The following is an 11,930-nucleotide window of genomic DNA, read 5'->3' on the forward strand; positions in this document are numbered from 1 at the left end:
GGCGCTTTCACTTTCAGAAATTGATTAGGGGTAAAAAACCAGTGCACGGTAGCCGGCTACGGGGGCGTCAAGCTCCTGCACTTGAACAGGTACGCTGACGCTCCACTCCTGGTGGGCCCATAACTGCTCTGGCGCACCAAGAGGCTTGAGATCTATCACCCGGCGGAGCAGCGGTTTGTCCTGTGCATCGGTCAACGTCAGCTCTGCCATGGGCGTTGCCACGGCAAAATCGGAGCGGTTTTCCAGCGTCAAACTCCACTGGTACTGCTGTGCGTCGGCCAGTTGCGTGAAGCCAGAGCCGCTGATCACCACATCGGCAATCTGGCGCCGCGCCTGCAGCTCGCAACCAGCCAGGCGGCATGCATGGGTCAAAACAGGCGTCAGCGCCGGGTACTGCGCCGCCAGAGCATCGCGCTGCTGCCATGCATACTGGCCTGCAACGCCCGCCACAGCGGCCAGAGAACCCAGGACCAGCACAGCACGCATGCCAGTGGACTGCCAGAAGGCCTTGCGTCGCGCTTCGCGCACAAAGCCGGGCTCATCGCTTTCAGGCAAAGATTTTTCATCCTCACCCTCATTTTTGTCATCGTCCTTGTTCGCATCTGCATCTGCATCCACAGGCTGAGACACCGCAGCAACGGACATTGACTCGTCCACATGCGCAGACCTCAGAGCATTCGCCGATTCGACGTCTACCGCAGCTTCTAACTGAGCGTCGGGCTCTGATTCAGGGGCAAGCGGTGACTTGTCCTGTTCAGCCTGCACCGACTCAACCGGCGACTGATCCTCCGCGATCAGAGGCCGCGCCTGATCGACAAACGAAGGCTCTGCAGCCTCCTGCTCTTCTGCGCCTTCAGGCGGAGATTCGGACTCCGGTCCAGACACTGCTGGCGATTCAAGTGGGGATTGAGCCGCCTCCTGATCACCCATTTCCGCTGCCTGCTCCTGTGCAGCATCCACTTTTGCAGACTCCACATCTTGCGCTTCTTCAGAAGCAAGATTTGAATCAGATGGGGCTACAGCCCTTTCTTCATAAGCGTTAGCAGCTTCTAAAAAAGGAGCATTCGATGTCTCAGCAATATCTTGCTTTTGCACTGATTCTTGCTGCGCAACAGGGGCCTGCACCGCTGGCTGCTGAGCTTTAGGCTCCAGCAATTCATCGGGCACGGTCTGCAAGTCCTGAGATGCATCAAATACGCTTTGACACCTGCCGCAGCGCACCCAGCCTTGCGAGATGCGCAACTGGTCTGCAACTACTTTGAAGCAGGTTCCACAGGAGGGGCAACGAGTAACTTGGCTCATCGGATGGCAATGGTAGGCAGCAGCAAACCGCACCCAGCAAGGGTGCGGGCATGTATCGGAATCAGGCGGCGCGCCGGGCGGTCATCAAGATCCAGCCATCCTGGGTGTCGGCCACCTCAAGCTTGAGATAGGGGGCATAGGCTTCTTTGAGTTCGTCAGCCTGACGCTCCAGAATACCGGCCAGCACCAAATTGCCACCCGCCTGCACTCGGCCACACAGCAGAGGGGCCAGCACCTTGAGCGGGGTCGCCAGAATATTGGCCAGCACGGTCTGATATGCACCGCCAGCCGCATCAGGCAAACCGGCGGTGACCTGCACATGGTTGGCGCTGCTGTTGTAGTTGGTGGACTCCACCGCCGCTGGATCGATATCTACTGCGTCGATTTCGGTCGCGCCAAACTTGGCGGCACCAATGGCCAGAATGCCGGAGCCACAGCCATAGTCCAGCGTACGGCCCAGCGTCCCCTTGGGCTGGCGTGCAATCCAGCGCAGGCACATGCGGGTCGTGGGGTGGGTACCGGTACCAAAGGCCAGACCGGGGTCAAGGCGAATGCTGACCTTGGCCTGCTCGGGCAATTCATGCCAGGTTGGCACAATCCAGAACTCGGGCGTGATATCCACGGGCTCGAACTGCGATTGCGTCAGGCGCACCCAATCCTGCTCGGGTACAGACTTGACGGCCAGAATCTTGCAACCTTCAAAAAAGTCCTGCGGTTGCAGCAGCTCGCGCGCTTCCACGGCCGCCGCTTCGGTTGGAAACAATGCAATCACACGACTGCGCTGCCAGCCATCCTTGGGCGCAGGCATGCCGGGCTCACCAAACAGCGCCTGCTCGGCATCTGTTTGCGCATCCGCATCTTCAACGGAGACGCTCAATGCATCCAGTGCATCCAGCGCGTCGCTCATAGTTTCAACCCGGTCCTCCGGGCACAACAGGCTTAGCTCGTACATGGCCAATCCTTTCATGGATCTACACAGAGCAAGATGCAAGGCCATGCCTCAATCTGTCTGGGTAAACCGTAGTTTCCTGAAAAACGAAAATGCTGGTCTCCGTCACCAGAGGCCAGCATGAGAGGTCAAAGCGGCAAATGCCCGCTCATCGCTTGGAAGGGTTGCGGCGTGTCAGCCACTCTTCCAGATAGTGGATGTTCGTGCCACCCTCAATGAACTTCGCGTCCACCATCAAATCCTGGTGCAGCGGAATATTCGTGTTGATGCCTTCAACCACCGTCTCCAGCAGCGCGGTGCGCATGCGGGAAATAGCCTGCTCGCGGGTATCGCCATACGTGATGATCTTGCCGATCATCGAGTCGTAGTTAGGCGGCACGAAGTAGTTGTTGTACACATGCGAGTCCACGCGCACGCCAGGGCCACCGGGGGCATGCCACATGGTGATGCGGCCAGGCGAGGGGGTGAACTTATAGGGATCTTCAGCGTTCACACGGCATTCAATGGCATGGCCCTTGAATTCGATCTGGCGCTGGGTGAACGGCAGCTTTTCGCCAGCGGCCACCATGATCTGGGTGCGAACAATGTCCACGCCGGTGATCAGCTCGGAGATCGGGTGCTCCACCTGAATACGGGTGTTCATCTCGATAAAGTAGAACTCGCCGTTTTCGTACAGGAACTCGAACGTACCCGCACCGCGGTAACCGATCTTCTTGCAGGCGGCCACGCAGCGCTCACCAATGCGCTCAATCAGCTTGCGGGGAATGCCTGGGGCCGGAGCCTCTTCGATCACCTTCTGGTGGCGGCGCTGCATGGAGCAGTCGCGCTCGCCCAGATAGACGGCGTTCTTGAAGGTATCGGCAATCACCTGAATTTCCACGTGACGTGGGTTTTGCAGGTACTTTTCCATGTAAACCGCAGGATTGCCGAAAGCTGCAGCAGCTTCCGCCTTGGTCATTTGCACAGCGTTCACCAGAGCTGCCTCGGTATGCACCACGCGCATGCCGCGACCACCGCCACCACCGGAGGCTTTGATGATCACTGGGTAGCCCACAGCCTTGGCAATGCGCTTGATGAGTGCGGGATCGTCAGGCAGTTCGCCGTCCGAACCGGGCACGCAAGGCACGCCAGCCTTGATCATGGCTTGCTTGGCAGAAACCTTGTCACCCATGATGCGGATGTTTTCAGGTGTCGGGCCAATAAAGGTGAAACCGCTTTTTTCAACGCGCTCGGCGAAGTCAGCGTTCTCGGCCAGGAAGCCGTAGCCAGGGTGAATCGCCTCGGCGTCCGTCACTTCGGCAGCCGAGATGAGGGCCGGCATGTTGAGGTAGCTCAGTCCCGAGGGAGCTGGGCCAATACACACGGCTTCGTCGGCGAGCTTGACGTACTTGGCATCACGGTCGGCTTCGGAATAAACCATCACCGCCTTGATACCCAGCTCACGACAAGCGCGCTGGATGCGCAGGGCAATTTCGCCCCGATTGGCAACCAAAATTTTCTTAAACATGAAGTTCCTCGCAGCTTGTTGCCTGCATCTCAGCGCAGACCACTGCCAATGACCCAGTCGCGCAGCCAGTGGCTAGCGCACCTCGGCGCTGCAATGCGAGCTGCATGCAACGCCTCATGATCTATTACTCGATCACGAACAGAGGCTGGCCGTATTCCACAGCCTGGCCGTTTTCACCCAGAACGCGAACAATGGTGCCGCTCTTGTCGGCTTCGATCTCGTTGAGGATCTTCATGGCTTCAACGATGCAGATCGTGTCGCCTTCCTTGACCTGGCTGCCCACATCCACAAAAGCCTTGGCACCAGGGCTGGAAGCGCGGTAGAAAGTGCCAACCATGGGCGACTTGACGACATGACCTTCCACAGCGGCTGCGGCAGGTGCTGCGGCGACGGGCGCGGCAGCGGCTGCAACCGGGGCGGCCATGATGGGGGCTGCCTGCATGGGGGCGGCAACGTACTGTTGATGCACAACACCTTCGCTCTTGACGATACGGACCTTGCCCTCTGCTTCGGTGATCTCCAGTTCCGACACATTCGATTCGGACACCAGGTCAATGAGGGTCTTGAGTTTTCGCAAATCCATGGGAGCTCCAGCGACTTAATTCTAAACAGGGCGCGAATTTACCTCAAATTCTGCCTTCTGCGCGCATTGGCGGATATTTTTCAATAACGTCACCAGGGAATTTTGCTCGCCTACACTTTTCTGACGGCAAGAGCAATGTTCATTCGCTCTATTTGCTCCAATTTGCCAGATCTTCGCTGGAAAGTTCGCCTATTTTACGCTGCCTGACTTGACCTTGGCTGTCGAAGAAAACCGTAAACGGCAGGCCGCCTTGCAAATTCCCCAGGGTTCGAGTAAGGCCTAACCCGCCTTGCATGGCAATACCAACGGGGAACTGCACAGGTTGACGCTGCAAAAACCGCTGCACGGCTTCAGACTTATCAACAGCCAAACCCACGACCTGAATGCCCTTGGCGCCTTGCTTGGCCGCAAATTCGCTGAGCATGGGCAGCTCTTTCACGCAAGGCGGGCACCAGGTCGCCCAGAAGTTGAGCAGTACCGGGCGACCTTTGAAGTCGGCCATGGCAAACGGTTTTCCGTCTGGCGTTTCAAAAACCTGGCTCCACAACTGCGCTTCAGCGCTGGGGCCCATGGCCTGCGGCTGGCTGCGCAACCATGCAAAGCCCGCGCCCGCCGCCGCAGCCACGCCCGCGACAGAGGCCGTTAGCCAGAGGCGGCGCTTGCGACCTTTGCCTTGGGAATCAGGACTTGGCATCTCACTCATCACGACTTTCCTCCAGTAGCTTGCGCAACGCCTTGGCATCGCCACGCGGGCTGCGTCCTCGGCTATCGGGCTTCATGGCGCCGCGCATATCGTCATGGTCATACACCATCAGATGCACGCCCACGGTTTCATTGATCGGTTTGCACAGGGAGTGGATGGAAAGTGCCTCAACCGGTTTTCCCTGAAAGCCAGTCACCGTGCTCGGTTCGTAGTTCACCTGGTTGTTGATCAGGGCGATTTCTGCGGACTTGGAGTCATCGCAAAACAATTGCAGGTAAATATCAGACAAGCGTGTCGCCGTACCGCGCCAGACCGCACCGGCCAGATGCGGGCGAAACTCCTGCAGCCGGTCCATCCAGAGCAGCGCCAGCTCGCGCAGCGCCAGCAGCTCTTGTGGCTGGGTGTCGCCACAGAACAGCTCGATATATTCACGCACCGCCTCTTCCAGCTGGTCGTTATCGGGCAGAGCCGTACGACTGGGCAGGGCCAGCTGGCGCACGGCGCGCTGCTTGGCCGGGCCCCACTCCAACCCTTCTTCGACCACGATGCGTGCCGCTGTCTGAGCGATTTCAGCTGTCAAATTATCCAAACTCATAGCGCGCTCTTCCGTAGCTTCCGCAGCAGTGTGCAATGCAGGTCATTTGCAGACATTGTGGCCCATGAAAGCGCGGACACTTTGGCCTATTCCGCACAAGGCTGATGTTTTGATAACTGGTAGCGCTTGATAGATCTCATCCTCAAGGTAAAAACACTTTCAAGCTAATATAAATAAAGCGCAACCAGCTATCAATTTGATAAGAAAGGTTACTGGCAGCGCTTGCGCAACCGATAGATCGCCCTCAGGGTCTACGCACAAACGTAGAATCCCCGGCCATGCACATTCATATTCTGGGCATTTGCGGCACCTTCATGGGAGGTCTGGCCGCCTTGGCGCGTGAAGCCGGTCATAAAGTGACAGGCTGCGATGCGGGTGTCTACCCGCCAATGAGCGATCAGCTGCGCCAGCTGGGTATTGAGCTGATTGAGGGCTATGGCGCCGATCAGATTGCGCTCAAGCCCGATATGTATGTGATCGGCAATGTCGTCAGCCGCAAACACCTGCCCGACGGCTCGCCCAAATTCCCGCTGATGGAAGCCATTCTGGACACCGGTGCCGCGTACACCAGCGGCCCCCAGTGGTTAGCGGAACATGTGCTGCGCGGTCGCCATGTGCTGGCCGTCGCAGGTACGCACGGCAAGACCACCACCACATCCATGCTGGCATGGGTACTCGAATGCGCAGGTCTGCAACCGGGCTTTCTGGTGGGCGGTGTGCCGCTGGACTTTGGCGTCTCTGCCCGTCTGGGTGCGCCCAAGCGCCCCGCGACCGGCCCCGGCCCTATGGGCGACGAGCCCGTGTTTGTGATTGAAGCCGATGAATACGACACGGCCTTCTTTGACAAGCGCAGCAAGTTTGTGCACTACCGCCCTCGTACGGCCGTGCTGAACAACCTAGAATTCGATCACGCAGACATCTTTGACGATCTGGCTGCGATTGAACGCCAGTTTCACCATCTGGTGCGCACCGTTCCCTCCACCGGGCGCGTGGTGACTAACGGACTGGAAGAAAGCCTGACCCGCGTGTTGGGCCATGGTTGCTGGAGCGAAGTGCGCGCTTTCGGCACTGCTGTCAGCGATTTCAGCGCCGAAGGCGACCCCAGCGACTTTGCCGTGCTGCGCCATGGCAAGAAAGTGGGCCAGCTGACCTGGTCGCTGACTGGCGTGCACAACCAGCTCAACGCTCTGGCCGCCATTGCTGCCGCAGACCATCTGGGCGTCAGCGCCGAAGTCGCCTGCGAAGCCCTGTCACGCTTTCAGAGCGTCAAGCGCCGCATGGAACTGCGCGGCACGGTGAGCGGCATTGAAATCTACGACGATTTTGCCCACCACCCCACAGCCATCCGCACCACTCTGGACGGCCTCCGTCGCAAGCTCGGCCCCGATGCACGCATCCTCGCCGTCTTCGAGCCCCGCAGCAACACCATGAAACTGGGCACCATGAAGAGCCAGCTGCCCTGGTCGCTGGAAAGCGCTGACCTCGTCTTCTGTCACACCGCCGGCCTGGACTGGGATGCCGCAGAAGCCATGGAATCCATGGGCGTAGGCCCCGGCAAACGTGCTCAAGTCGCTGGCGATATCAGCACCTTGATTGGCCAGATCACCGCAGCAGCCAAGCCCGGTGACCATATTGTCGGCATGAGCAACGGCGGCTTTGGCGGCATCCACGCCAAGCTGCTTGAAGCACTGAAGTAAGCCAGAAACAAAAATGCCCACTGAGAAATCAACGGGCATTTTGTTTTCAAGAGCACACTTTAAAACTGGCGCTACTCCATGCCAGAGATGCCAAGCAAGAGCCGCCTCGCGGCGAAGGCACCCCTTTGGGGGAAGCCGCGCAGCGACTCAGGGGATGTCAATAACTAATCGACATTGCCGGCACATCCACCCGAATCAGCGGCTTGGACAGCACTGCCTGAGCGGCCACGGCATAAGTGTTACGCCAGTCTGCGCTCTCAAACAACTCGGGACGATTGCGCGCTTCACGCGCGACGACGACCAGCTTGTCGGCCAGCAGCACCTTGCCGGTGGCACGCAAAGGCTCGCACTCGAGGGAGATAAATTGCTGATCCAGCCAGCGACGACCTTCATCCGAACTCACAGTCGGCAGAGACTGGGTATCGACCCGGTATTCCAGGTCATCACCCAAAACCACGATTACTTCACTACGCATATATCTCCTCTCACTTCTGGTGACTGTTGCACCATTCGTTGTTGTGGCCACAGCTTAATAGTGGCCGAGGGGCTGAAGACGCTGCAAGCTGACAGCTTGCAAACAGCTGTGGCAACCAGTGCAGGCCCTGGCAAGATCCATCGGGCATCACAGCGGTTACAAAAACATGGTGTATGCAGCAGTGAAAAACCAATTAATTTGATAGCACCGAGCGCATACTTAGTATGAATATAAGGGCGAAAGTGTCTTTTTCAACCCCTGTTAAGAAACCGTAACTCTATTGTTATTGAGCCCCGTCACTGCAGGCTTGAAATTTCAACGAGAGCACTTACATACTTGGCAGCTTATTTGTGAGTTGCACAGCAACGCCCCCAGGAGCCCATGAACATGACCGCTGAAAACATCTATCAAGAATTACGCGAGAACCTGCAGCAACTGGAAGTTGAGTTGCAAGCCCAGAAACTCTGGTCAGCAGTGGCTCCTGACCCCAAGGCGCTGGAGTCCACAACGCCCTTTATGTATGACACCCTCAAGCTGCATGAATGGCTACAGTGGGTCTACATTCCGCGCCTGCGCGCCCTGATGGATGCCAAGGGCACCCTGCCTCATCAAAGCCATGTCTACCCACTGGCCAGCCATGAGTGGGAGCAGCACACCCACTTCGACAAAGGCCAATTGCTGCGTCTCATCAACCGCATTGATTCAACCCTCAACGGCTGCGAAATGACCCCAGAATCCATTCCAGACGCCAAACACTAAGCCCTCACCTGATCTATATAGCCCTATAGATCAACAAACAGGCCACAAGACGCAATTGTCTTGTGGCCTGTTTCGTTCAAGCAAGGCGCGCTGATCAGGCGGCCACTTCAGCTTCTTTCACGCTGGCCACAGCCGCCTGACGGCGCTGAAGCACGGCTTGCGACAGCTCTTCCATCGTGGCGACAGAGTCTTCCCAGTTCAGGCAGGCATCGGTAATGCTCTGGCCATAAGTCAGTTTGCTGACCTCGTCCTTGCCGGGGGTGAATTTCTGGGCTCCGCCGACCAGGTGGCCTTCAATCATCACACCGAACACTCTGTTCGAGCCACCAGCGATCTGAGCGGCAATGTCGCGTGCGACATCCTTCTGGCGCTCGTGCTGCTTGCTGCTGTTCGCGTGGCTGCAGTCCACCATCAAGGTCGGCATCAGGCCTGCTGCCTCCAGATCCTTGCAAGCAGCGGCCACATGATCCGCATCATAGTTAGGTGTCTTACCACCGCGCAAAATGACGTGGCAATCTTGATTGCCACCAGTGTGCACAATTGCGACCTGACCATTCTTGTGCACAGACAGGAAATGGTGACCACGGCTAGCGGACTGGATGGCATCGGTTGCGATGCGAATATTGCCATCCGTACCATTCTTGAAACCGATGGGTGCCGAGATGCCCGAAGCCAGTTCTCGGTGCACCTGGCTTTCCGTCGTACGGGCACCAATCGCACCCCAGCTGATCAGGTCGGCGATGTACTGGGGAGAGATCACGTCCAGGAACTCGCTGGCAGCAGGCACACCCATGCGGTTGATGTCGATCAGCAGCTGACGTGCAATGCGCAGGCCTTCATCAATGCGGTAGCTCTGGTCTAGGTAGGGGTCGTTAATCAAGCCCTTCCAGCCCACCGTGGTACGGGGCTTCTCGAAATACACGCGCATCACTACTTCCAGCGTGTCCTTGTACTGCTCACGCACCACGGCCAGGCGGCGGGCGTATTCCAAAGCCGCAGCCGGATCGTGAATCGAGCAAGGGCCGACGATGACCAGCAGGCGATCATCCTCGGCACGCATGATGTTGTGGATGCTGCGACGGGTGTCGCTGATCAGCGTCTCCACGGCAGTGCCGCAGATGGGGAAGAAACGAATGAGGTGCTCTGGAGGGGGTAACACTGTGATGTCCTTGATACGTGCGTCATCGGTCTGGCCTGTCTTGGGAGAACCGGTGCGATACCAGGAGTCAGTGGCGGAAGTGTTCAGAGCAGTCATGGCAATCTTTCGTGAAGTCTTTGATCTTTGAAAACCGGGGGAGCTGGAACGTGGGCATAAAAAAACCGCCGGGCTTTGCAGCTTCGGCGGTTCTTTGGGAGGTGTTTGCGGGGTGCGCGCTATTACCTCTCAGCCGCCTGGGGCGAGAGCCAAAAGTAAAAGAAATAAGCGCGTTGGGTTTGCATGTCTTTCAATGTAGCACAGCTATTTTGCAATGCAACATCAGCGGCAGGCGCAAAAGTCTCGCCAAAAAAACACTTCCCCTCTGAAAAAAGGAATTCTTTTGATGATTTTTAAACGCAGTAATTTTGCGTTTTTCTTAATTTTTTAGAATTTTATTGAATTGAAAACGGTTTCACCCATAATCAATGCAATTTTTCAGCGAAAATGCCGTATTTATCGCTTAGCCATCACCCCCCTGAAAAACCGATCTTTTCAACCCTTTTCAAGACCCAGAAATAACAAAACCCCGGCCTGCCATGCAGAGCGGGGTTGAGCATTTCAGCGGGCAAGCCGCCGAAAAGTGCCGTATCAGGCCGTTCCGCCGACCGTCAGGCCATCGATACGCAGCGTAGGCTGGCCCACACCCACAGGCACGCTCTGACCTTCCTTGCCGCAGGTGCCCACACCGGAGTCCAGGCGCATATCGTTGCCGATCATGCTGATGTGCTTGAGCGACTCTGGGCCGCTTCCGATGATGGTCGCACCCTTGACGGGGTACTGGATCTTGCCGTTTTCCACCCAATAGGCTTCGCTGGCCGAGAACACAAACTTGCCGCTGGTAATGTCCACCTGCCCACCGGCGAAGTTGCTGGCGTACAGGCCCTTTTTGATGGAGCCGATGATTTCCTGCGGGTCCTTATCGCCACCCAGCATGTAAGTATTGGTCATGCGCGGCATAGGGATGTGCGCATAGCTTTCACGACGACCATTACCCGTGGGCTTGACGCCCATGAGGCGGGCATTCATCGAATCCTGAATGTAGCCCTTCAAAATACCATCCTCAATCAGCACATTGCGCTGGCTGACATGGCCTTCATCATCCACATTGAGCGAACCACGGCGATCAGGGATCGTGCCATCGTCCAGCACGGTGACGCCCTTGGCAGCTACGCGCTGACCGATGCGACCACTGAAGGCGCTGGAGCCTTTGCGGTTGAAATCGCCTTCCAGACCATGACCGACGGCTTCATGGAACAGCACGCCGGGCCAGCCCGAGCCCAGCACCACCGTCATCACGCCCGCAGGCGCGGGGCGTGATTCGAGGTTGACCAGTGCGGAGTGCACGGCTTCATCCACGTACTGGGTGATTTGCTCATCGCTGAAGTAAGCCAGACCGAAGCGTCCGCCGCCACCGGAAGAGCCCACCTCACGGCGGCCCTTTTGCTCAGCAATGACGGTCACCGACAGGCGCACCAGCGGTCGCACGTCAGCGGCCAGCGTGCCATCGGCACGGGCGACCATCACCACATCGTATTCGCTGGCCAGACCGGCCATGACTTGCACCACGCGAGGGTCCTTGGCACGCGCCAGCTTTTCCACCTTGCCCAGCAGTTCGACCTTGGCCGTGCTGTCCATCGTGCTGATGGGGTCCAGTTCAGGGTAGAGAGAGCGGCTTTGCGCAATCTTCTGGACACCAACCTTGACACGGCGGGTCTGGGTTGCGCTGGAGATGGAGCGCACGGTGCGTGCGGCATCCAGCAAGGAGGCTTCGGAAATATCGTCGGAATAGGCAAATGCCGTCTTCTCGCCGCTGACAGCGCGAACGCCCACGCCTTGATCAATGGAGAAGGAGCCAGTCTTGACGATGCCCTCTTCCAAGCTCCAGCCTTCGGCGCGGGTGTACTGGAAATAGAGATCGGCGTCATCCACCTGGTGCGAGCGAATTTCGGCAAGCGCGCGCGCAAGATGGGTTTCGTCCAGGCCGAAAGGCTCAAGCAGCAACTGACGGGCCGTGGCCAAGCGTTCGATGGTGGGTTCGCGGGAAATCATGGATACATTGTAGAGATAGCTACAAGTCCTGACGCATTGGTGGATGCACCATAAAAAAGAGCGGAATGTCCCCCCACCAGGCTGGACAACATTCCGCTCTATTCACTCGCGCA

Annotated in this window: 12 protein-coding genes; 3 read left to right on the top strand and 9 right to left on the bottom strand. The window is 57.7% G+C overall.

The annotated features are described in order from the left end of the window. Positions 1-24: 24 nt before the first annotated feature. From HF327_RS05960 to HF327_RS05985, 6 genes are all read right to left on the bottom strand, one after another. Complete coding sequence (locus HF327_RS05960; protein WP_169107375.1) at positions 25-1,302, bottom strand: zinc-ribbon and DUF3426 domain-containing protein; 1,278 nt, start codon at positions 1,300-1,302, stop codon at positions 25-27. Between the two features lie 61 nt (positions 1,303-1,363). Next, the gene (prmA, locus tag HF327_RS05965) at positions 1,364-2,254 is read right to left on the bottom strand and encodes a 50S ribosomal protein L11 methyltransferase (RefSeq protein WP_169107376.1); all 891 of its coding nucleotides are present in this window, start codon (positions 2,252-2,254) and stop codon (positions 1,364-1,366) included. A gap of 145 nt (positions 2,255-2,399) precedes the next feature. Next, positions 2,400-3,758, bottom strand: coding sequence for an acetyl-CoA carboxylase biotin carboxylase subunit (accC, locus tag HF327_RS05970; RefSeq protein ID WP_169107377.1), 1,359 nt, complete (start codon positions 3,756-3,758; stop codon positions 2,400-2,402). Positions 3,759-3,882: 124 nt separating this feature from the next. Continuing rightward, positions 3,883-4,341, bottom strand: a complete 459-nt coding sequence (gene accB, locus HF327_RS05975; RefSeq protein WP_169107378.1) for an acetyl-CoA carboxylase biotin carboxyl carrier protein — start codon at positions 4,339-4,341, stop codon at positions 3,883-3,885. Positions 4,342-4,489: 148 nt separating this feature from the next. After that, positions 4,490-5,035: a TlpA family protein disulfide reductase gene (locus tag HF327_RS05980; protein ID WP_407927028.1), complete on the bottom strand. Its 546-nt coding sequence runs from the start codon at positions 5,033-5,035 to the stop codon at positions 4,490-4,492. A 1-nt stretch (position 5,036) separates the two neighbouring features. Beyond that, positions 5,037-5,639, bottom strand: coding sequence for a hypothetical protein (locus tag HF327_RS05985; protein ID WP_198460430.1), 603 nt, complete (start codon positions 5,637-5,639; stop codon positions 5,037-5,039). A 278-nt stretch (positions 5,640-5,917) separates the two neighbouring features. Between HF327_RS05985 and mpl the strand changes: the two genes are divergently transcribed. Next, positions 5,918-7,336 (top strand): UDP-N-acetylmuramate:L-alanyl-gamma-D-glutamyl-meso-diaminopimelate ligase, encoded by a 1,419-nt coding sequence (mpl, locus tag HF327_RS05990; protein WP_169107380.1) that lies wholly within the window; start codon positions 5,918-5,920, stop codon positions 7,334-7,336. A 157-nt stretch (positions 7,337-7,493) separates the two neighbouring features. On the opposite strand, the gene HF327_RS05995 is transcribed toward mpl, so the two are convergent. After that, positions 7,494-7,811, bottom strand: a complete 318-nt coding sequence (locus HF327_RS05995) for a hypothetical protein (RefSeq protein ID WP_169107381.1) — start codon at positions 7,809-7,811, stop codon at positions 7,494-7,496. Positions 7,812-8,198: 387 nt separating this feature from the next. Between HF327_RS05995 and HF327_RS06000 the strand changes: the two genes are divergently transcribed. Continuing rightward, positions 8,199-8,570: a YqcC family protein gene (locus HF327_RS06000; RefSeq protein ID WP_169107382.1), complete on the top strand. Its 372-nt coding sequence runs from the start codon at positions 8,199-8,201 to the stop codon at positions 8,568-8,570. 94 nt (positions 8,571-8,664) lie between these two features. Here HF327_RS06000 and HF327_RS06005 read toward each other — a convergent pair whose 3' ends face one another. Further along, positions 8,665-9,825 carry a 3-deoxy-7-phosphoheptulonate synthase gene (locus tag HF327_RS06005; protein ID WP_169107383.1) on the bottom strand — a complete coding sequence of 387 codons (1,161 nt, stop codon included), beginning with the start codon at positions 9,823-9,825 and terminating at the stop codon, positions 8,665-8,667. Between the two features lie 11 nt (positions 9,826-9,836). Between HF327_RS06005 and HF327_RS06010 the strand changes: the two genes are divergently transcribed. Continuing rightward, positions 9,837-10,094 carry a hypothetical protein gene (locus tag HF327_RS06010; protein WP_169107384.1) on the top strand — a complete coding sequence of 86 codons (258 nt, stop codon included), beginning with the start codon at positions 9,837-9,839 and terminating at the stop codon, positions 10,092-10,094. 262 nt (positions 10,095-10,356) lie between these two features. On the opposite strand, the gene tldD is transcribed toward HF327_RS06010, so the two are convergent. Then, complete coding sequence (gene tldD, locus HF327_RS06015) at positions 10,357-11,817, bottom strand: metalloprotease TldD (protein WP_169107385.1); 1,461 nt, start codon at positions 11,815-11,817, stop codon at positions 10,357-10,359. Positions 11,818-11,930: the final 113 nt, after the last annotated feature.

This window comes from Comamonas suwonensis, from assembly GCF_012844455.2.
GTDB lineage: Bacteria > Pseudomonadota > Gammaproteobacteria > Burkholderiales > Burkholderiaceae_C > Comamonas > Comamonas suwonensis.